We start from the raw sequence: 22,547 nt of genomic DNA, 5'->3' as shown, positions 1-22,547 counted from the left end.
GCCGGCAAGGGGAAATTACCAGCGGTAGACTTGCAGGATTAAGCTTTTACGTGTAGAATAGTTCCTGTTACCGCCGTTAATATTTTTATAACCAGACGATTTAAGGAGCGGTCATGAAAAAAAGCCCAGCCGTCGCCGTTTTCCTGGCCTTGCTGCTCTTGGCCCTTCCCCTTCTGGCCCAGGAGCAGCTCATGACGAAACACTATTTTGACAACTGGCTGATAACGGCCACCAGCCCGCTCGAGGAGCGGATAAAAGCGCTGCAGGCTTCTTTTGCCCAGATGCAGCGTGACGTAAAGGAAATGAGAAGCCGGCTGATGACGGAAATAAGGATTGTCATCGGCCAGGCGAGCGCCTCCATCGACGGCCGGCCGGTTGGCCTGGACGTGGCGCCGGTTATCGTCAACGGCCGGACGATGGTTCCCCTGCGCTTCGTCGGGGAAGCCTTCGGCGCGCTTTTTTCCTGGGATGAAAAGTCCCGCCGGGTTACCTGCTCACTGGACGATACCACCATAGAGCTGTTTATTGACCGGAAAACGGCCCTCGCCAACGGGAAAAACGTTTCCCTGGACGCCGCCCCGTTCATTGCCGGCGGGCGGACCATGGTGCCTCTCCGCTTTATCGGCGAGCACATGGGGGCCTCTTTGGAATGGGACCCGGAGAGCAAGACCGCTGCCGTGTTCCGCTGATTCCGGCAGCGATTCTATACATCTCATACCCGTTGCATCCGGTTAACTTAACCCGGTTCCCTTTGTGCCTCTTAAAGCGAAAATAAGGTGGTAAAACATGCGCAAATCAACACTGTTTAAGACGGCTGTCGTCCTGGCGGCCGTCCTGTGCCTGGGTTATTTGGCCTTCGACAGGTATTTCCGGCTCCCCTACCCCAAAACCCTGTCTGAAAAAAGGGGCCAGGGCGGCGAAAGCGGCGCGAAACCGGAGTTTGACCGGTTTAACGTCCTGGTGCTGGGTCTCGACGGGCGGCAGGGAGTTAACGACCGGGCCGACACGATCATTCTGGCTTCCCTGGACGGGGAGAAAAAAGAAGCCCAGCTCCTTTCCATACCGCGCGATACCAGGGTCAGGATCAAGGGCTCCTGGGACAAGGTCAATGCCGCCTACGCATACGGCGGCGTGGAACTCACCAAAAAGACCCTCTCCGATTTTTTGGACGTGGAGATAGACCGCTACGTGCTCGCGGATTTCAAAAGCCTGGTCAAACTGGTGGATGAATTGGGCGGCATCGAAGTGGACGTGCCGGTGCGGATGTACGTGCCCCTGGAAGGGATTGACCTGCAGCCCGGCAGGCAGCACTTGAACGGCGAGCAGGTCCTGGCTTACACGCGCTTTCGGGGGACCAGCGAAGGGGACATCGGGCGCGTAAAAAGGCAGCAGCAGGTGATCACCCTGCTTGCGGAAAAGGTGCTGAAGGCCCAGAACCTGGCAAAGCTGCCCCAGTTCATTTCCATATTCCAGAAAGACGTGAAAACCGACCTGACGGTCAAGGAAATGGGCGCCTTAGCCCGCATCGCTCCCGAGGTGCTGGAAAAGGGCATTTCCACCTGCGTGCTGCCCGGCGAAAACAAGAAAATCGACGGGCTCTGGTACTGGGAGCCGGACATGCCCGCTCTCCGGGAACTCCTGGCCATACCTCTTAGCACCGCTCAGGTGGCGAGAAAATGATTTTCGCTTGCCGCCTTCCGGTTTCCGCTTTCTATTAAAAAATTTTTACAGGCAGCGGCAGGCGGGCGGCGGCCGGCGCAACCGGTGGAGGTAAAAGATGGAAACAGAAAAAGAAATAAACCTGCCGCGCCTGGCCCGCAGGAAAAGATCGGGTTTAACCCCGGCAGGCCTGGTCCTGGCAGCCGCACTTTTCCTGCTCTGCGCGTGCCTGGGTTTCTGGGGCGCGCGGCTCCTGTTCGATCCCCTCGTGCCTCCCGATAAAAAAGGCGAAGAGCAGCCCCTCTACAGTTCGCAGGATATTTTGAACATCCTGCTCCTGGGCATAGACCAGCGGGAAAACGAGCCGGCCCGGGCGGACACGATCATCCTGGCTTCCATCAACATAAAGGAAAAAGCGATCCACCTCCTTTCCATACCCCGCGACACCAGGGTGGACATACCGGGCAAGGGGGTTACCCGCAAGATCAACTACGCCCACGCCGTGGAAGGGGCCGAGCTGACGGTCAAAACCGTGGAAAAATTTCTCGACCTCCCGGTCCACTATTACGTGGAGACCAACTTTGCGGGTTTCAGCAGCATCATCGACATCCTCGGCGGGATCACCATCAACGTGGAAGAGAGGATGTATTTGCCGGAAGAGGGGATCGACCTGAAGGCCGGCCTGCAGAAACTGGACGGCCGGGATGCCCTTTCATACGTGCGCTGGCGCGGCGACGGGCATGGCGACATCGGCCGCATAGAGCGGCAGCAGAAGTTTTTCCGGGCCTTGGCCGACCAGGCCCTGACCTTCTCCACAATATGGAAAATACCGGACCTGCTGGAGGAACTGAACAAACAGGTGAAGACCGACATGCCGGTGCAGAAAATGATCGCCCTGGCCAACAGGTTCCGCGATGTGAAAGAAATAAAGCTCGAAGCGTTCATCGTCCCGGGACAGGCCGATGACATAAACTACGGTGCGAGCTACTGGATAGCCGACGAAAAAGCCCTTACCGCCCTGCTGGAAAAAATCTACGGGAAAAAAACGGGCTAGGCCGGAGCAATAACGAAAGAAACGGCGGAAATTCCCCAAAACAGCCCTCATAACAGCGCATTTTAGTTTGCAGTTGCCTAATTGGTGTTTGCCCTGCCGCGTGCGAGGGTAATATAATTAAGGAACCGGTTGCGCAAGCCGGCGCCCGAAAAACTCCGAAAGTCCCTTGAGGAACAATTTAAAGGAGTTAAACGTCTATGAAGATCGAGACCGTTTCCATCCTGGGGGTCCGGGTGGCCCGGATGTCCATGGAAGAGGTTGTGGAATGGATAGGCGTCATGGTGGAGCAGGGAAAGCCCCGGCAGATCGTCACGGCCAACGCCGAGATCATTTACAGGGCTTACATAGACAAGGATTTTCATGCCGTGCTGGACAAGGCCGACCTGGTCACGGCGGATGGGGCGGGCGTTGTCCTGGCGGGCCGCCTTCTGGGGACCCCTTTCCCCGGCCGGGTGACCGGGATAGACCTGGTTTACCGCATACTCGAACTCGCCGAGAAAAAGGACTGGGGCCTCTATTTTCTTGGGGCTTCCAGGGACGTGGTGGAAAAAGCTGTCTTGAACGTCCTGGGCAGCCACCCTAAAATAAGGGTTTGCGGCTACCACCACGGATACTTTTCCCAGGAGGAAACGGCAGAGGTCGTGTCGAATATCAACAGGGCGAAACCGGACATCCTCCTGGTGGGCATGGGAGTACCCCGGCAGGAGACGTTCATCCGCGAGAACATCGATCAGCTGAAGGTTCCCGTGTCCGTGGGCGTGGGCGGGTCCTTCGACATCCTGGCCGGGACGGCCAGGAGGGCGCCGGAATGGATGCAGCGCCGCGGGCTGGAATGGCTTTACCGGCTGTGCCGCCAGCCTTCTCGCATCCGGCGGATGATGGCCTTGCCGAGGTTCGTGCTGCTGGTGCTTCTTTTTAGGCTGAAAAACAAAAAATGAGCTTTTTCTTGATTATTTCCTCCGAATCTGCACAGATTTACTATTTATGGTTATTGACTTGGACGCCTGCTGTGATATAATGTGGTATAGTAACTTGGCGTACTATTGCTTTTATTTTCACAGTCCTTAATTTTCTAAAGGTAAAAAAACAAACCTTTAGGTTTTAGGTTAATTGCTTAAATCCCGTTAAAGGGGGTGGTTGGGCCACTTAGAGTGTAAAGGAGATACATAGAAGTGCGTAGAGGTTCCAAGCAAGATGCCCGGTGTCAGGCTCCCGAAAGAAGCCGACCTCGCGGCAGGAACCGCCCCCGGGGGTAAGTTCACCCGGGCACAGGCCCACTGTCAAAGACATTGGGTTTGAGGACCTTGAAAACTTTAAGGAGGGATATAGTTTGAAATCCAAGAAGCTTTTTGCCATCTTGACACTAGTAGTGTTCATGATGACACTTCTGCCGCTGTCTGCGTTTGCAGCTGCCGACAGGTTCGCTTCAGTTGCCAGCATTGACAAGACTTCGGTCGCGGCGAACGGCTCCGACACGATCAAAGTTACCGTGTATACTTATAATTCCGATAACTCCATCGCGGGCAGCACAAAGGTATATTTTGCCAGTAACCGTACCACTGAAACGTTTGCCGCAGATTCAGGCACATTTGACGGCACCTTACAGTATGTTATAACAGATGTCACCACTGGTAAGGCTAGCTTCAAAGTGAAATCCAATGTTCCTGGAGCGGCAAAAATCGCTCTCGGCTTGCCTGATGCCGGCAAAACCATAATTGAGCAATACCTCTATGGAGGCAGCGGTGCTCCATCTGCTGAAGACGCAAAGATCCTGCAAAACGGGGTATTTGACGTAACCTTCACAGCTCCCGCGGCTAAAACCCTTGAGGTATTGACAATTGACAAAAACGACGGTTCTGCGGGTACCAGCGGAGACCCCTATAACGATGCTACTGTTAACGGCAACAGCGTCGACTACTATGAGATATCCTTCAAGCTGTCAGCTGAAAACAACGCGCCTGTCCGGGATACGACAGTCGAATTTACTGCCAGCAAGCCCGAGATTTCTTTCAGCAAAACATCGATTGTCACTGACGCTGCCGGCATAGCTAAGGTAAAAGTGTTCGCCTCCAAGCCTGGCAAATATTCCATCAAGGGCAAATCTGGAGATGTAGAAAAAGAAGTATATGTCAACTTTAATGCCAACGACCTTTACAACATCGAACTAATTTCCGACAACAACCAGTTAATTGCCAAGGATGCGGACAAAGAGTTCAAGTTCAAGCTCCTGGACGTCAACGGGAACCAGGTGAAAGTAAGCGGCCTTACGAACAAAGACGGCGTAGATATTTCTACAGCTCCCGTTAACCTGGCGGCCGGCAACTTGGGCCTCAAGTTTGAAGCAACTCAAAGGCCGACCGATGCCGCTATGGACGAGAAAATCTATCAAAACACCTCTGAAACAACCGATTATCTGTTCAAATCCGAAGACACCACCGGATATCTTGTTATGAAGATATTTGGTAAAGAGCTTGACAAAGAAGGCGACTACACCATCAAAGCCTACTTCGATTCGGGCAAATACGTCGATCTCAAATTCACCGTCAAGAAGCAGGGAACACCCACAAAATTGACGGTTGAATACAAGCCCAGTGTGGTGCCTATCGGCGCAACTGTCCCGGCACCTACCGTAAAGAGATGGGACGATGCCGGCGTGTCTAAGCAAATAACCACAAATCTGCAGTTTGTTGCCAGCGACACCCGCGCAATCAAAAACCTTAACGCTGCTACTGGTGCGTTTGATACGGTAAACGTTGACGAAAAATATGCAGGCGAAAAAACCATCACGGTCATTGACAAGGATAAGAACCTGAGCGCCACCGCTACCATCACCGTTATGAAACAGGCTTCCGGCCTGCAATTGACCGGCCCTGCCGGGGTTACCGAGGTTGGCAAGGATGCCGTTATCACCGCCCAACTGCTAGACGCTGACGGCAAACCTGTTGCTCTTGGCTCCAAGGTCCCGGGCGGCAACGATATCAGCGACGTTACAGCGAGCTACTACATCGTCTCCAAGCCTGCTGATGCCATTGTCAGCAACAGCACGGATTCTGAAATCGTGAAAAACATCAAGGAAAAAGGCTCAGCCACTCTCAAGATCTCCAGCAACAAGGCGGGTACAGTTGTAGCCCAGGTGGTTATCACCGCTACTGACGGCGCAAATGACATCAGCTTCACTAACTCTATCACGCTTGAATTCGGCGCTCCGAAAGTGGTTGTCGGCGCCAAGTCAGTTACCATGTTTATCGGCGCTACCGGCTATGTTCAGGACGGCGCTCCCAAGGTTACCGATGTAGCTCCGTTTATTGAGAACGGCCGCACCTTCGTAGCCGTGCGTCCCGTTGCCGACGCCTTCGGCGCTGAAATCGGCTGGGATGCAGCTACCCAGACTGTAACCCTGACCCGTTCCGACAGGACAGTTACCATCGTTATTGGTTCCAACACCATCACCGTGGTCAAGGGTGGTGTAACCTCCACGGTTACCGCTGATGTTGCTGCCCAGATCAAGAACGGTCGCACTGTGCTGCCGTTCCGGGCAGTCGGTGAAGCGTTTGACGCGACAGTAGGTTACGATGCGGCCACTCAGGCTGTGTCTTACACCCAATAATCACAACTAAAAAAGGAGAGGCGCGAGCCTCTCCTTTTTTTGCCCAATTGCTGTTTTGTAGGACTAAAACTACCCTTTGCTGTATTGTCAACTAAGGCAAATGTTTCCTATAAAGTAGTGTCTTACAATAAAGTTGTTATGTGTTATATTTATAATGTGTACTAATGAAGAAGTGGTGTTTTCTGAACAAGTGGTCTTTTTACACAATCCTGATAAGAGGGGGAGTTGAATGGCTAGAAATATTAAAAAGGGAAGCCATTTAGCAGGGCATCAAAAGAAAGAAGATTATATCAAATACCTATATTATGGCTTGATAATTCTCTTGGTGGTTTCGCCACTCTGGAAGGGTGTTTTTCTTGAACGAGATCAACTGATAATAAACCTTCTAATAGGGATGCTTTTTTTAGTTGCCTTGGTTAAGGGGTTTAATAGTAAATTTTCATTAATTGATATATTAATTGCTTTTTTTGTATTGATAAACTTCATGGCCATAATTAATGGAGCAAATAAATGGCTTTCCATCCAGGCCGCTTATAATTATCTGGGTCTGTTTATGGTATATTTGATTGCTGCAGAATGTATTTGTATTAAAAGGGAACATGAATCGCTTTATACAGCAATATTTATAACTGGTGTTGCTGTTGCTGTGATTGGCCTTTTATCGGCTTCCGACGGCTTAAATCTTTTTGAACGGTCCTTCAGCGGAAACAGGATTGGTTCAACTTTTGGCTACGCCAATACGCTGGCAGTATATTTGTCTGCAGTGTTAATGATTGGTTTAAATGGATTTGGTAAAACAAAAAATACTGCGGAAAGATTGTTTTTATTAATAGCTAATTATTTAATTTTGATATGCTTATTTGGTACTCAGTCTAGGGGAGGTTTTATAACCTTTGCAATAATGACTGCTTTATTATTCATTTATAATTGGGAGGCCTGGAATAAAAATAAGGCATTGGCCCTTATTATGTGTCAGTTAATGGCAGGCGGGGGAATTGGCGTTTTATTTCTGGACAGGGTTATTAGCAAGAGCTATTTTTTTGCCTGGGGGTTAGTGCTGACAGGGGCTGCTGCATTAATAGGGTTTAATTATATATTTCAGAGATATTTCAGCAATAACGACAAAGCAGACAAATATTTAAAGGCCATAATATTTCCTGCGGTTGTCTCAATATTCTTATATGGGATTACAAAAGGAGGCTTTATAGCTTATAATTTGCTGGGTAGAATTATCAACTTAAACATTAACGATGTTGACATTTACCATAGGATAGTATTCTATAAGGACGCAATCAAATTGATTGCCGCATCTCCCTTAATTGGTTATGGCGGCGGCGCCTGGGAAGCGATGTATAAAACAGCTCGATCGCTGCCGTATTACACTACTCAGGTTCATAATAATATACTTGAAATCGCTGTGGAATCGGGTGCACTTGGTCTGCTGTCATTTCTCGGAGCATCGCTATTATTAATAATTAAAGCTTTATTTACAAAAAGTAATAGAGCCTTGGCTCTTCCTGGCATAATTGCGCTGGGGCTGTTTATCCATGGGATTATGGACTTTGATTTTTCATATGGAGCTATTGGGATTATTTTCTGGTCGATGTTGGGTGTAATTAATGGAAATACAAAATCAAAGGGATGGGTTTTACGCCCGGTTAGATTTGCAGCTATTATCATAACAGTGGTTTTTATTTTGAGCACTTGTTCATTGGTGCTGTCGATTTATTATAACGATAAAATAGTAGGGGCTCAAAAGCAGGGTGATATTGATCTGATGCTAAAATATGCGGAAAAAGCAGCGCGCTTTAATCCCTTCGCCGAAAAAACCCATATGAACATTGCCAACATATATTTCAATAAATATGTGGATTCAATGGATGTTAAATATATGGAAAAAGCGCTTGAGCATGTGGATTATGCCATTAAATATGACCGTTACCAGTCAGACTGGTATTCCACTAAAGCTAATTATTTGGCATTTATTGGCGATGCGAGAGCCGTTGATTATTATAAAAAGGCGATTAGTATCAATAAATATGACGGCAGCGAATATGCAGATGCGGCAAATATAGAACTTCTTCTGGCTAAAGATTTAATAATTAATAAAGAAAACATTATTGAGGGTAAAAAACACCTGCTTCAAGCGATTGAAATAGAAAAAATGGCAGAGAGACAGGAAAAAGAAGTGCCGAAAGATTACCCGTGGCGTACTGAATGGCGGCTAAAACACCCCAAGCTTATAAAGACAATTGGGTATGTTTATATATATCTTAATGATATGGAAAAGGCAAAAGAGTATTTTGAGACGTCGAAAAAGTATAATGAGCAGCCCATGGAATGGGCTGAGGTTCTGGTATATGGATATAATATTGAGGCATATGATGATAAGGTAATAAACGAAGTAAATCAAGCCCAAAAAGCTATCGGAATGTTAATGAGCGTAAAATGAAATTATTGCACGGCGTTTAACAAAACCATAAGGTTGACAACCAATGGTTTACGAGTCATAATATTACTCGTAAACCATTGCGATTTATAATTCACATCTGGAGTGATATTTTTGCTCGAATCATTGATCACGTCAAAAACAAGGATAAAACTCATGCTAAAGTTTTTTCTCAATCCCCATAGCCAGTCATATTTACGGGGTCTTGCAGAAGAGTTGGGTGAGTCAACAAATGGGATCAGGGTGGAACTTAACCGTCTATCTAAAGCCGGTCTGCTGTGTACTGAAAAAGATGGAAGAACGATTAAATACAAAGCGAACACGAAACATTCCCTTTTTTCCGATTTACATAGTCTTGTGCTTAAGTATACGGGGATCGACCAGTTAATTGATATAGTGATAGCCCATCTCGGCAATGTGGAAATAGCTTTTATTACTGGTGACTATGCCCAGGGGATTGATTCCGGCTTAATCGATCTGGTGATTGTAGGAGATGTCGACAAAAACTATCTACAGTTGCTGGTAGACAAATCCGAACAGCTTATTAACAGGAAGATTCGCACATTAGTGTTCAGCAATATAGAGTTTGAAAGATATAAAAGAAACCTGGACATTGATAATGCGCTAATCGTTTGGGAAGCGGAGGATAAGAGAAGTTGAGGGATTATTTCGTTCATGAATCTTCATACGTTGACGAGCCCTGCCGGATAGGCAAAAATACAAAGATATGGCATTTCTCGCATATTATGAAAGAATGCAAGATAGGAGAAAACTGCAATATCGGCCAAAACGTGTTTATTGCCATGGGAGTAATTTTGGGAAATAACGTCAAGGTCCAAAACAATGTTTCGATTTATACCGGAGTCATTTGCGAGGACGACGTTTTTCTCGGGCCGTCCATGGTGTTCACAAATGTAATAAATCCACGGAGCTTTATTGAACGAAAAAGCGAATACAAAAAGACACTAGTTAAAAAAGGCGCCAGTATTGGGGCGAATGCAACCATTGTGTGCGGTAACACTATTGGGCGATATGCCCTTATCGGTGCCGGTTCGGTGGTTACCGCCGATGTGCCGGATCATGGGCTTGTTTTTGGCAACCCGGCCGGCCTTAAAGGTTGGGTGTGCAGGTGCGGGGAAAAGTTGAATTTTGAAGGCAAGAAGTCGATTTGTAAGAAGTGCGCGTCAATGTACATAATGATTAGTGACCTTGAAATAAAAGAGGTAGAAGAATGAAAGTGCCCTTGTTAAACTTAGCCGGACAGTATTTACAGCTTAAAAAGGAAATTGATAGGGCGGTGGAAACGGTTTTAATAAACGGCAGCTACATTATGGGACCGCAAGTAAATGAATTCGAGAAAAACATCGCCGAATACCTAAGAGTCAAGCACGCCCTGGGCGTCGCTTCGGGCTCCGATGCCCTTCTCCTTTCTTTGCATGCGCTGGGAGTAGGCAAGGGTGACAAAGTCATCGTCCCGACGTTTACTTTCTTCGCGACGGCGGGAGCTGTTTGCAGGCTGGGAGCCGAGCCGGTGTTCGTCGACATAAACCCTGTTTCCTACAATCTTGACCCGGAACAGGTTGAGGATATCATTAACCGCGAAATAATAAAGGCGATAATCCCGGTCCACCTTTTCGGGTTGCCCTGCAACATGGAGAAACTTATGGACCTGGCCGAAAAATATGGAATAAAAGTTATTGAGGACGCTTGCCAGGCAATAGGTGCAGATGTTAACTACCGCGGTCAAAAAAGAAAAGCCGGCTCTATAGGGGACATAGGATGTTTCAGCTTCTTCCCGACGAAAAATTTGAGCTGTTATGGAGACGGTGGCCTCGTTGCGACAAATGACGACGCTTTGGCTGAGAAGATAGCTGTATTAAGGGTCCACGGTTCGAAACCGAAGTATTATCACAGCGTTGTGGGATACAACAGCAGGCTGGATACCATCCAGGCGGCAGTTCTCAACGTTAAACTCAAATACCTCCCGGAATGGTCGAAGAAAAGACGCAGGGTCGCCTCCTTGTATAATAAAGCATTTGAAGAAAAAGTGCTGGCGGGGAAGATTACGTGTCCCGCGATTGTAGACGGCCACGTCTTTCACCAGTACGTTGTTTCTGTTGACCACAGGGACAAGCTGGCCGAATTTTTAAAGAAAAAGGGAATTGGCACCTCTGTGTATTATCCCTTGCCGCTTCATCTGCAGGAGTGCTTCAAAGGGCTGGGGTACAGGCCGGGGGACCTACCGGTATCGGAGGCGGCCTCACAAAGGGTTTTGGCGTTGCCCATAGACCCGGAATTAAATGATGAAGAAATAAATTATGTGGTTGACTCGATTAAGGAATTCCTGGGCTGACTTTGTGACGAGTCAGCCGTATTAGAGAAGAATGATTTGGAAGAGGGGCGGTTGAACTTGGTGCGCATAGGGCTGGTGGGCTGCGGCAGGATAGCGAAAAACCACTTTGAAGCGGTTAGCAAACAAAACGACGCAAAAATTGTAGCCTGCTGCGATATAGTTGAAGAGCGGGCCAGGCAGGCGGCTGAGAAATACGATATTCCTTTTTGGACGACCAGGTATGAAGAAATGCTGGAACGTGACGATATAGAGATGATCACCATCTGCACGCCCTCCGGTTTCCATCCGGAACACGGGATTATGGCGGCTGAACACGGCAAGCATGTACTGTCGGAAAAACCCATGGGAGTCCGGCTCAAAGATGCTGATGATTTGATTAAAGCCTGCGATAAGAATAAGGTGCGCTTGTTTGTCGTTATGCAAAACCGGTTGAACCCTTCAATCCAGCTCGTCAAGAAAGCGATAGAAGAAGGGAGATTCGGTAAAATTTATATGATCATCGCCAATGTTCTTTGGACAAGGCCCCAGGAGTATTATGACCAGGCGCAGTGGCGCGGCACCTGGGAGTTTGACGGAGGGGCCTTTTGCAACCAGGCATCACACTATATAGACCTGGTCCAGTGGCTGGGAGGCGCGGTGGAATCGGTAGTGGCCTGTGCGGATACGCTGGCGCGCAACATAGAAACCGAAGACACGGGGGTGGCGATTCTAAAATTCAGGAGGGGAGGGATAGCCAGCATCAACGTGACGATGCTGACCTATCCCAGGAATTTGGAAGGTTCCATCACGATAATCGGTGAGAAGGGAACGGTGCGCATAGGGGGAATAGCTGTCAATAAGATACTTCACTGGGAATTCAGCAAATACCATGATGACGATAGACTTGTGGAGGAATCGGCCACGTATCCCGATTCCGTGTACGGCTACGGCCATGTTGCTTATTACAGGAATGTCATAAACTCTCTCAGAAACGGGGAAAACCCTCTCACTGATGGGAGAGAAGGTAGAAAGTCGCTGGAACTGATTGAGGCTATTTATAAATCTAACCGGGAAAGAAAAATGATAGTGCTGCCGCTATAGAAATGGGGGAGAAGAATTTGGACATAAGAGGGAAAAGGTTTTTGGTAATCGGCGGGGCCGGTCTGATCGGATCGCACGCTGTGGATGAATTGTGCAAAGAAGACGTCGGGGAAATTATCGTCTATGACAATTTCACGCGAGGCCGTGTTGAAAACCTGCAAAAAGCCTTGAAAGACCCAAGAGTGAAGGTGTTTGAATTCGGCGGCGACATATTGCACAGGGACATTCTGAATGCCGCCATGAAAGGGGTGGACGGCGTATTCCATTTTGCTGCGCTCTGGCTTCTCCATTGTTATGATTTCCCCCGCTCGGCGTTTGAAGTCAATATCGGCGGTACGTTCAATGTCCTGGAAGCGTGTATAAACAACGGCGTTAAAAGGCTGGTTTACTCTTCTTCGGCATCAGTTTACGGGGATGCCGTCGAAGAACCCATGAAGGAAGATCATCCCTATAACAATACCAATTTTTATGGAGCCACGAAGATTGCCGGGGAACACATGTGCAGGGCTTTGTACCACAGATACAAGAACACGGATAAGGCCTTTGATTATGTGGGGCTCCGCTACATGAACGTTTATGGACCACGTCAGGATTACCGCGGCACATATGTATCGGTGATCATGAAGATGCTTGACCGCTTGGATAAGGGACTGCCCCTGGTTGTTTACGGCGACGGTTCCCAGACCTACGATTTTGTATATGTGGGCGACTGCGGCAGGGCAAATGTCTGCGCGATGAAAGCGGATACTACGGATACGTTTTACAATGTCGGGACCGGCATCAGGACAAGCATCAAGGAGCTTGCCAAAATGGTCTTGGCTGTCACGGGGTCAAATTTGAAAATACAATATGAACCGGCAGGTCTCACCTTTGTAAAAAACCGTATTGGGTGCCCGGTAAAGGCTGAAAAGGAAATAGGTTATAAGGCCGAAGTCGATTTGAAAGAAGGATTGAAAAGACTCATCGAATGGCGAAACAACCACAAGGCAGAGGTAGAGCAGCGCAGGAAGGAAGCGGGAATAGCGGATGAGTAAACAGAAACAAATTCAGATCGCCGCTCCTTGCATGGGCAAAGAAGAATGGGACGCCTTAAGGGAGCCGATTGATACCGGCTGGCTTACACAAGGACCCAAAGTGGCTGCCTTCGAAAAGGCATTCGCCGAGCGGCACGGGGTCAAGTATGCCTTGGCTACGACCAGTTGCACTACCGCGTTGCACCTTGCTCTCCTGGCAGTCGGCGTGCAACCTGGCGATGCGGTTGTTGTGCCTTCGTTTACCTGGGTGGCTACGGCCAATGTGGTTGAGTATTGCGGCGGGATACCGGTTTTTTGCGACATTGCTCCCGAGACTTTCAACATCGATCCGGAAAGCGCCCGTGCAGCCATCAAAGACACTATGGCTAAAGGCGTAAGGGTGAAGGCCATTATTCCGGTTCATCTGTTCGGACTTTATGCCGACATGGATGAAATCATGAATTTGGCAAGAGAATATGACCTCCGGGTCATAGAAGATGCCGCCTGCGCAAGCGGGGCGTCATACAAGGGAAAATGCGCCGGGAGCATCGGGGACGTGGGTTGCTATTCGTTCCATCCCCGCAAAGTCCTGGTTACGGGCGAGGGAGGGATGTGCGCGACCAACGATCCCCAACTGGCTGAAATCATTAATTGCCTTCGCAATCATGGGGCCTCGATTTCCGAGGAACAGCGCCACGGCAACAACGCGCCTTACCTCATGCCCGACTTTAACCTGCTCGGATACAACTACCGGATGACCGACCTGCAGGGCGCTATAGGCCTTGTCCAGTTGGAAAAAGTGGACGGTTTTATCCGGGAGAGAGAAAAATGGGCCCAATATTATGACCGTGAACTGTCAAGCATAACCTGGTTGAGAACGCCTTCCAAGCCCGAAGGTTGCGTTCATTCGTGGCAGGCCTATGTCTGCTGGGTTGACGAAACAAAAGCCCCGCTGACACGCGACGATCTGCTGAAGTACTTGTTCGAGAACGGGATATCGTCCAGGGTTGGCACGCAGGCAGTCCATATGCTGGGGTATTACAAACAGAAGTATGGCTTGAGCGACGATTTATGCCCCAATTCTCGCGATGCTTACAGGTACAGCATAGCTTTACCTCTTCATAACAAGATGTCGGAAGAAGACTATAACCATGTATTGGAAACATTAAGGAGACTATAACATGTGCGGCATAGCCGGTGTTTTTAACCTTAACGGAGAACCTGTATCGCCCGTGTTGCTTCGCCGTATGACCGATGCTATCGCTCACAGGGGGCCAGATGGCGAAGGCTTTTATACGGATAGTTTCTTAGGGCTTGGGCACCGGCGTTTGGCAATAATAGATCTTTCTCCGGCCGGCCATCAGCCCATGGCCAGCAACGATAATAATTATGTGATTGTCTACAACGGCGAGATATATAATTACCAGGAATTGAGGGTGGAACTGGAAAGCTTAGGATGCCAATTCCGTTCAAAAACAGACACAGAGGTTGTTCTTTATTCTTATAAAATATGGGGCCCTGAGTGTGTAAAAAGGTTTAACGGGATGTTTGCCTTTGCGATTTGGGACAGGACCAGGCAAGAATTGTTTTTGGCAAGGGATCGTTATGGGATCAAGCCGCTCTATTATTGCTTTATAAACCAAAAATTCATTTTTGCATCTGAACAAAAGGCAATACTTGTTCACCCGGAAGTAAAACGGGAACTTGACTTGGAGGCTTTGTTGGAATACTTTACATTCCAAAATATTTTTACTGATAAGACATTGTTAAAAGGGATAAAATTGTTTCCTGCAGCCAATTGGGCGTTTGTTTGTTTGGGACAAAACGACACCATGCTATCTCCAGTTCAATATTGGGATTACTTTTTTAATGAACCAGAGAAACCAAAAAGCGAAAACGAATATTTGGAAGAACTTGACAGGCTCTTTCTTCAAGCGGTCAACCGACAGCTGGTCAGCGATGTTGAAATTGGCTCGTATTTAAGTGGTGGGATGGATTCTGGTTCCATTACTGCAGTGGCGGCCCGCCAGCTTCCATACATTAAAACCTTCACCTGCGGGTTTGACCTTCATTCAGCGTCCGGTTTGGAAGTGGGTTTTGACGAAAGAGAAAAAGCTGAACTAATGTCCTACCTCTTTAAGACAGAACATTATGAAATGGTATTGAAAGCAGGAGATATGGAAAGGGTTTTATCCAAGTTAGCCTGGCATCTCGAGGAGCCTCGCGTTGGCCAAAGCTATCCAAATTACTACGTATCACAGCTTGCTTCTAAGTTTGTTAAGGTTGTTTTGTCGGGAACAGGGGGAGACGAGCTTTTTGGCGGATACCCTTGGCGCTATTATAGGGCCGTTGTAAATGAAGATTTTGAAAATTACATTGATAAATATTATAGTTTTTGGAAGAGGTTAATACCCAATAAAGAAATAAAGAATGTGTTTTTACCAATCTGGAATGATGTAAAACACATTTGGACACGTGATATTTTCAGCAGCATTTTTCAGAAACATAACAAAAAATTAACAAAACCGGAAGACTATATTAATCACTCTTTATATTTTGAAGCAAAAACATTTCTCCATGGATTGTTGATAGTGGAAGACAAGCTTAGTATGGCTCATGGCCTAGAAACAAGGGTACCTTTTTTAGATAATGATCTAGTGGATTTTGCAATTAAAGTGCCAGTAGTTCTAAAATTAAAGAATCTGGGCGAGATAGTCAGGTTAAACGAAAATGAGCCAGGACCTAAAACAAACAAGTATTTTGAGAAAACCAGAGATGGAAAACTTATTTTAAGAAAAGTTATGGAACGTTATATCCCTGCACAGATAACCGAGGGTATTAAACAGGGATTTTCAGCCCCAGATGCTTCCTGGTTTAGGGGAGAAAGTATAGAATATGTAAAAAGGATTATTTACAATGGCAATGCTCGTATCTACGAGTTTTTAGACAGGGATTCAATACAGAAGCTAGTTGATGATCATTTGAAGGGTAAAGATAATAGGAGACTATTTATTTGGTCGTTACTGAACTTTGAGCACTGGTGTAGAGAATACTTATAGAGGTGATTTAGTGTACTGGGCAAAGATTCTTGGGGTGGATAGATTAAATGAGGGAAACAGAATTAGGATTCTTTCCACTGATTATGTAGTACAAAATGCGATATTACGACAAATAAAAATATACTCTGATAACCAGGCTCAAACTAAAAACGCCTTTGCTTTTAAATGGGGAAAAAGGAAGTCATATGATTCTAAGGTGGTTCTAGACGCTCATAAGGCATGGCTTATCCAAAGATATTTAAAGGGAGACGAAAACCTCCTTAATGATTATCTATTTGATGGAGCTAAGTTTTTAGATGCAGGTTGCGGTTCCGGGTTTTCGACTTTACTACTTTTTGAAAAATACATTAATAAAATTAACTATTTAGGAGTGGACATATCAGAGGCAATAGATATTGCCGCTTCAGTTTTCGAAAAAAAGGGGCTTAAAGGGGAGTTTTTGCAGGCTGATCTTATGAATCTGCCATTTGAAGGTCCTACTTTTGATATCATCTTTTCCGAAGGAGTATTACATCATACTAATTCAACAGAAAAGTCGTTTAAATATTTGGCCTCGTTATTATTATCCGGCGGAAGGTTTATGTTTTATGTTTATAAAAAGAAAGCTCCTGTTCGTGAATTTTGTGACGATCATATAAGGGAATATATAAAGAATATGAATAATGAAGAAGCGTGGCAAGCCCTGATGCCCTTAACAATGCTTGGAAAAACTTTAGGTGAATTAAAAGTTGAGATTAATGTACCCGAGGATGTGCCATATCTTGGTATTCCGGCAGGAAAAATTGATTTACAACGGCTATTTTACTGGTATATTTTTAAAGCATATTATAGACCTGAATGGAATCTTGAAGAAATGAACCATGTTAATTTCGACTGGTATAGACCTTTAAATTGTCATAGACATACACCCGAGGAAATAAAGAACTGGTGTGAAGAAGCCGGATTGTCAATAGAACATATGGATATAGAGGATTCCGGAATAACTATTGTTTCAAGGAAAAATGAATGAATATAAATAACGGGACGATATGGTATTAACATACTTTTATATGAAATTTATTTTATTTGAATGATTACTCTTTTTCCATTAGCTTTCAAACAATAATTCTGATGGGGGGGGAAAGCAATTAAAAAAATAGTAATCCTAGGCACGGGTGGTAATTGTATCGATATTTTAGATGCACTGTATGAAATTAATATATTATATGGACCTAAATACGAATGTATTGGTTTTCTTGATGATAATCCTGATAAGTGGGGTAAACTGCTACACGGCGTGAGAATTCTCGGACCATTGGAAATAGCTCATGAAATGAACGACTGTGTTTTTGTTAACGGGATTGGAAGCCCACAGAATTATTTAAATAAAAGGAAAATTATAGGTAAAACTCGTATTTCCTTAGACAGATTTGAAACAATAATCCACCCGGCAGCATCTATATCAAAAATGACAAAATTGGGAACTGGTGTAGTAGTATTTCAAAATGTAAGTATTACATCAAATGTGGTGATTGGTAACCATGTGATAATTCTTCCCAATACTGTAATAAGTCATGATGACGTAATAGGTGATTATACTTGCATTGCTGCGGGTGTCTGTGTTTCAGGAGGAGTTCATGTAGGAGAGTCGTGTTATCTTGGTTCTAATAGTACGATTGTCGGAAATATTTCTATAGGTAATAATGTTATGGTGGGTATGGGAAGTGTTGTTCTTAATGATATACCTGAATGTTGTGTAGTTGCAGGGAATCCTGCAAGGATTATTAGACAAGTTAAAGCTATTGATGAATAAAAAATTGGGCTGAATTATATGTCTTCAAAGGAGAATCGATTAATTGAGGTATTTAATGAATTATAACATAGAAGATTTTACTGAAGAAAAATACCGGGAGTTATTAAGATTGGCAAAACTTAAGTATAAGTTTATTTCTTATTCAGATATTGAAATGAATGGAAAGAACATCCTTTGGAGGCATGATATTGATTTGTCTGTTCATCGTTCTTATAAACTTGCTCTCATAGAAAAGAATGAGGGTGTTGTTGCTACTTATTTTATTCACCTTCATAATAATTTTTATAATTTCTTTGAACTGGAGATTTTAAATCTTGTAAAAGAAATTGTTTTTATGGGTCATGAGGTTGGGCTACATTTTGATCCTCTTTTTTATAACCTCCAATATGGTGAAGATAAAAAAATGTTTGAGAAATACCTAGCATTTGAAAAAAGGATAGTTGAAGAGATGATTGGTCAAGAAATTAAAGTATTTTCCTTTCATAATCCTGAAACTGGAAAATGGATTAATGAAGAGAGACATGTTATTGAAAATATGGTTAATACTTATTCTCGCTACCTAAAAGAAAACTATTATTACTGTTCTGATTCAAATGGTTATTGGCGTCACTCACGGTTGAGGGATATTTTGGAACAGTCGAAACCTGACAAAATACAAGTACTTACACATCCGGGTTGGTGGACACCCCAACCGATGACTCCACGTGAACGGGTAACAAGATGTATCGAAGGAAGAGCCACCAAACAGCACTTAAAATACGATGAATTACTTAAAGAGATGGGAAGGAACAATGTCAAATAATAGAATAATTGTTTTTGGAGATGAATATGGCCTTGCCGTCTTAAGGGATGTTTTAACAAACGAAGATATTAGCGCCGTTGTGTATTCATCAAAACGTCCGGAAGCTAAAAAGGAGGTTGAAGAATGGAAAAAAAAACATGGATGCAAAGGTATACTTCAGCCTCAATTTAAAAATGATCCTGGTAAATACTACAATTTTATTGAGGAATTGAAAACACTAAATCCGGACTTAGGACTATGCTTTTCATACGACAGCATTTTAAAACCTGAAGTGTTAAACATTTTTAGAAAGGGGATATTTAACATTCACGGTTCTCTCCTACCACGTTATCGTGGTGCTAATGTCGTAAATTGGGTATTAATAAATGGCGAAAAAGAAACAGGCGTAACAATACATAAAATGACAAATATTGTAGATGCTGGACCGATTGTAGCTCAAAAAAAATTAGCTATTTCATTCTTTGATACGGCTTTATCTTTACGTACAAAAATTGCTATGGCAGCAAAAGAACTAATTACTGAAACTTTGCCTTTATTATATCATGAGAATATTAATATTATTGAACAGGATGAGTCAAATGCAACTATTGTTCGACGACGCAAACCCGAAGATGGTTATATTGACTGGAGCCGGCCAGCGATAGAGATTTATAATCTAATACGTGCTCTGGTTTCGCCTTGGCCTGGTGCTTGGTACTGGCAAGAAGATCAGAAAATAATAATTGATTATTTTATGCACCTAGATGATGTAGAGAGACTTCAAAAGGAGAGAATTGGACGTGTCGTTAAGTAAACAGGAAATAGTAGTTGCCATACATCAGCCAAACTTTTTTCCATGGCTGGGGTATTTCGATAAAATAATCAGGTCTGATGTTTTTGTATTTTTGGATAATGTTGCTCGACAACGAACAGGGAGCGGTACCTGGCTAAATCGTGTTAAATTATTAATTCAGGGGAAGCCGATATGGGTTAGTTGTCCGATAATAAAAAGCCATGGTTTTGAGTTGATAAAAGATGTAAAGATAGATAACAGCCAGAAGTGGAAGGGAAAAATATACAAGACTTTAATATATAATTATACGAAAGCCCCTTTCTTTAAACAGACAATGGAGTGGTTGGCACCGCTTTTATTTGCGCCATATGACTATTTAATTGAATACAATATTAATAATATAACTGCAGTATGCAGAATGCTTAATATTAATACAACGTTTATATCCCAAAGTGATTTAATGACAACCAATAAATCTACAGATTTACTGATAGAAATAACTAAAAAAATCGGAGGAACAGCTTACCTTTGTGGTGGAGGGGCAGCTGGTTATCAGGAAGATGATAAGTTTCCTGCTGCAGGAATAAGCTTAATATATCAAAACTTTATTCATCCGATTTATAGTCAAATTGGTATAAAGAACGGCGATTTTGTATCAGGCTTATCAATTATTGATGCTGTTATGAACTGTGGAGTTGATGATGTAAAAAGGATATTATTACAAAGTAAAGCCCAAAAGGAGAATTCATTTGAACATTCATAATTTAAACTGGTTGGAAAAGAGAAAACAACGAAAACAACATATGCGTATGGATTTCCCATATGCATACGGCATCTCGTTGGGTGAATGGCGTTGTAACAGATTATGCCGCATGTGTCCCATGTTTTCTAGGCCACCTGAAAAAGCAAGGTTTATGACAAAAGATGTTTTTGAAAAGGCTTGCCGAGAAGTAGGAAGTCGGCGTAATGTTAGTATTGAAATCAGTGCATATGGAGAAACATTTCAACATCCTCAAGCTGACAATTATCTATATATGGTTAGAACGTTATGCCCAAATGCTTCAATAGTTGTGTCGACAAATGGGACTTTGTTAAATTCTGAAAGATGTAAAAAAATAGTAGACAGCGGTATCGACCACTTATCTTTTTCGCTTGATGCTGGTTCCAAGGAAAGTTATAAATGGTTAACAGGAGTTGATGATTATGATGGGGTTTGTAGAAATCTCGAGAATTTAGTAAATATACGTAACCAAATGGGAGCAAAACATTTAAAAATTACAACTCACATTATAGGGATTAAAGAATTAGCGCATGAATTTGATTCCTTTATTAAGCGGTGGGAAAATATTGTGGATTTGGTTAATGTCAGAAATTACGGTAATTGGGGAGGATTGGTTAACGAAAATAGTGTAACCCCCGCTGAAAAGCAGGAAATCCCCGAAGAGCGTTATCCCTGCGCCTGGTTATGGTATGCTACTAAAATAGAGCCTAACGGGGATGTATCAAAATGTTTTATTCATGTTACTGGGGACAAAGATCCTCTTGGTAATATAATGGATCAGTCTTTTGAGTCTATCTGGAAAGGAGAAAAGCTTCGTATTCTTAGGGAAAAGCATTGTTTAAACAAATATAACGAGATTGAGTTCTGCGAGAACTGTATTGTTTGGTCTCTATTCCCTAAATTTTGGTATAGAAAAATAGGCTTAATAAATCAGGAAAGGATGTGGTTTTAGATGCTGACAGGTACTAAGAACTTTCTTAGAAAATATCAGAATATAATTTCAGCTAAAAAGTGGTTTAAAAATAGACCTTTGGAATGCACTTTAGGCCCAAAGACGGCTCTTCCATATCCAAAAGTGATCGAACCAGTAAATAATAGAATACCGGATTTCCCCAGTTATATAGCTTTAGAAATAACAAATGCCTGCAATTTACAATGTAAGCATTGTAATTACCGGTTTGGCCTGGAGCATTATACAAGGGATCGTGGTTTTATAACGGATGATTTAGTGTTGAAAGTTTTTGAGGAAATTTCCGAGTATAAGATACCTATTCTCATGAACTATGATGGGGAACCTTTAATTCATAAAGATTTTATAAGATATCTTCGTTTAGCTACAGAAATGGGTATAAACACGTATTTCAATACCAATGGTACGATGTTCACCAAAGAATTCGCCGATGAACTTGTCGGTTTTTATCGGGGCAGTGTTTTTTTTAGTATTGATGGAAACAAAAACTGGTTTGAAAAAATTCGCGTTCCTGCAAAATATGATGATGTTGTAAAAAATTTGAAATACTTTATAAATGCCAATAATGAAGCCGGTTCTCCCATAACAATAGGAGTTAGTCTTTGTAATCTGGGTCAGACAATTGAGGAAAGAAGGGCATTTTACGAAGAGTGGCTTCCTCAAGTTAACTACATTTCAATGGGGGAGGTTAACGATAAAAACGGAACAATTATTTCAGATACGATGACAAAAGTGGAATTAAAGAAACGCCCTGTATGTATAGTGCCTTGGCAGACATGCGGTATAACATACAATGGCGATGTGGTTCCTTGTAGTATTTACATTACGAGGGCTAATACAACAAATATGATTTTAGGTAATATTCAGGACCAAACTATTAAGGAGATATGGTTAGGAAAAAATTACCGCCAATTTAGAAATATGCATTTAAAGAATAAGATAAAAGAAACATTTTGTGAGACATGCCAACGGTGGTATAGTCAAATTAGTTTTCCTGACGTCATTTATGGTGATGTCAAAGTAATTAGAAACGGTTTTTGGACAACATACACCAATATGAACAAAGGTGAACTAAATTTTAATAAATCAAAGGTTTAATTTGAGATTATGCATAAAAAACTGTACGTGCTTTGTAAAACGGCATTTTCAGATATAG

At 44.1% G+C, this 22,547-nt stretch carries 20 protein-coding genes; all 20 read left to right on the top strand.

The features are described from left to right. Nucleotides 1–113 precede the first annotated feature (113 nt). The 20 genes from NUV48_10780 (at nucleotide 114) to NUV48_10685 (ending at nucleotide 22,489) form a co-directional block, all read left to right on the top strand. Nucleotides 114–689: a copper amine oxidase N-terminal domain-containing protein gene (locus tag NUV48_10780; GenBank protein MCR4442624.1), complete on the top strand. Its 576-nt coding sequence runs from the start codon at nucleotides 114–116 to the stop codon at nucleotides 687–689. Between the two features lie 97 nt (nucleotides 690–786). Beyond that, a complete protein-coding gene (locus tag NUV48_10775) occupies nucleotides 787–1,680 on the top strand; it encodes an LCP family protein (GenBank protein ID MCR4442623.1) in 894 nt (297 codons plus the stop codon). Nucleotides 1,681–1,777: 97 nt separating this feature from the next. After that, complete coding sequence (locus tag NUV48_10770; protein MCR4442622.1) at nucleotides 1,778–2,713, top strand: LCP family protein; 936 nt, start codon at nucleotides 1,778–1,780, stop codon at nucleotides 2,711–2,713. A 197-nt stretch (nucleotides 2,714–2,910) separates the two neighbouring features. Further along, complete coding sequence (locus NUV48_10765; protein MCR4442621.1) at nucleotides 2,911–3,651, top strand: WecB/TagA/CpsF family glycosyltransferase; 741 nt, start codon at nucleotides 2,911–2,913, stop codon at nucleotides 3,649–3,651. A gap of 392 nt (nucleotides 3,652–4,043) precedes the next feature. Further along, a complete protein-coding gene (locus tag NUV48_10760) occupies nucleotides 4,044–6,320 on the top strand; it encodes a copper amine oxidase N-terminal domain-containing protein (GenBank protein ID MCR4442620.1) in 2,277 nt (758 codons plus the stop codon). A 229-nt stretch (nucleotides 6,321–6,549) separates the two neighbouring features. Then, on the top strand, nucleotides 6,550–8,772 hold the full coding sequence (locus tag NUV48_10755) for an O-antigen ligase family protein (protein ID MCR4442619.1): 2,223 nt from the start codon (nucleotides 6,550–6,552) through the stop codon (nucleotides 8,770–8,772). 213 nt (nucleotides 8,773–8,985) lie between these two features. Next, on the top strand, nucleotides 8,986–9,429 hold the full coding sequence (locus NUV48_10750) for an ArsR family transcriptional regulator (protein ID MCR4442618.1): 444 nt from the start codon (nucleotides 8,986–8,988) through the stop codon (nucleotides 9,427–9,429). Next, a complete protein-coding gene (locus NUV48_10745) occupies nucleotides 9,426–10,004 on the top strand; it encodes an N-acetyltransferase (protein MCR4442617.1) in 579 nt (192 codons plus the stop codon). The genes NUV48_10750 and NUV48_10745 overlap by 4 nt, the downstream gene beginning before the upstream one ends. Continuing rightward, nucleotides 10,001–11,122, top strand: coding sequence for a DegT/DnrJ/EryC1/StrS family aminotransferase (locus tag NUV48_10740; GenBank protein MCR4442616.1), 1,122 nt, complete (start codon nucleotides 10,001–10,003; stop codon nucleotides 11,120–11,122). Before NUV48_10745 ends, NUV48_10740 begins: the two co-directional genes overlap by 4 nt. Before the next feature lie 57 nt (nucleotides 11,123–11,179). Beyond that, the gene (locus NUV48_10735) at nucleotides 11,180–12,202 is read left to right on the top strand and encodes a Gfo/Idh/MocA family oxidoreductase (GenBank protein MCR4442615.1); all 1,023 of its coding nucleotides are present in this window, start codon (nucleotides 11,180–11,182) and stop codon (nucleotides 12,200–12,202) included. Between the two features lie 17 nt (nucleotides 12,203–12,219). After that, entirely contained in the window at nucleotides 12,220–13,236 is a 1,017-nt protein-coding gene (locus NUV48_10730) for an NAD-dependent epimerase/dehydratase family protein (protein ID MCR4442614.1), read from the top strand. After that, nucleotides 13,229–14,395: a DegT/DnrJ/EryC1/StrS family aminotransferase gene (locus NUV48_10725; GenBank protein MCR4442613.1), complete on the top strand. Its 1,167-nt coding sequence runs from the start codon at nucleotides 13,229–13,231 to the stop codon at nucleotides 14,393–14,395. The genes NUV48_10730 and NUV48_10725 overlap by 8 nt, the downstream gene beginning before the upstream one ends. Before the next feature lies 1 nt (nucleotide 14,396). Continuing rightward, nucleotides 14,397–16,274: an asparagine synthase (glutamine-hydrolyzing) gene (asnB, locus tag NUV48_10720; GenBank protein ID MCR4442612.1), complete on the top strand. Its 1,878-nt coding sequence runs from the start codon at nucleotides 14,397–14,399 to the stop codon at nucleotides 16,272–16,274. A gap of 10 nt (nucleotides 16,275–16,284) precedes the next feature. Next, entirely contained in the window at nucleotides 16,285–17,283 is a 999-nt protein-coding gene (locus NUV48_10715) for a class I SAM-dependent methyltransferase (GenBank protein MCR4442611.1), read from the top strand. A gap of 132 nt (nucleotides 17,284–17,415) precedes the next feature. After that, nucleotides 17,416–18,066 carry an acetyltransferase gene (locus NUV48_10710; protein MCR4442610.1) on the top strand — a complete coding sequence of 217 codons (651 nt, stop codon included), beginning with the start codon at nucleotides 17,416–17,418 and terminating at the stop codon, nucleotides 18,064–18,066. A 55-nt stretch (nucleotides 18,067–18,121) separates the two neighbouring features. Beyond that, nucleotides 18,122–18,868, top strand: a complete 747-nt coding sequence (locus tag NUV48_10705) for a hypothetical protein (protein MCR4442609.1) — start codon at nucleotides 18,122–18,124, stop codon at nucleotides 18,866–18,868. Next, nucleotides 18,858–19,661: a methionyl-tRNA formyltransferase gene (locus NUV48_10700; GenBank protein MCR4442608.1), complete on the top strand. Its 804-nt coding sequence runs from the start codon at nucleotides 18,858–18,860 to the stop codon at nucleotides 19,659–19,661. Before NUV48_10705 ends, NUV48_10700 begins: the two co-directional genes overlap by 11 nt. Continuing rightward, complete coding sequence (locus NUV48_10695; protein MCR4442607.1) at nucleotides 19,648–20,403, top strand: WbqC family protein; 756 nt, start codon at nucleotides 19,648–19,650, stop codon at nucleotides 20,401–20,403. The genes NUV48_10700 and NUV48_10695 overlap by 14 nt, the downstream gene beginning before the upstream one ends. Further along, a complete protein-coding gene (locus tag NUV48_10690; protein ID MCR4442606.1) occupies nucleotides 20,390–21,373 on the top strand; it encodes a radical SAM protein in 984 nt (327 codons plus the stop codon). The genes NUV48_10695 and NUV48_10690 overlap by 14 nt, the downstream gene beginning before the upstream one ends. After that, a complete protein-coding gene (locus NUV48_10685; GenBank protein MCR4442605.1) occupies nucleotides 21,374–22,489 on the top strand; it encodes a radical SAM protein in 1,116 nt (371 codons plus the stop codon). It abuts the gene before it with no gap. The last annotated feature ends 58 nt before the right edge of the window (nucleotides 22,490–22,547 follow it).

It is taken from the genome of Peptococcaceae bacterium, assembly GCA_024655825.1.
Taxonomy (GTDB): domain Bacteria; phylum Bacillota; class Peptococcia; order DRI-13; family PHAD01; genus JANLFJ01.
Note: the sequence above shows the minus strand (reverse complement) of the source record. Positions and strands in the feature narration are given on the sequence as shown.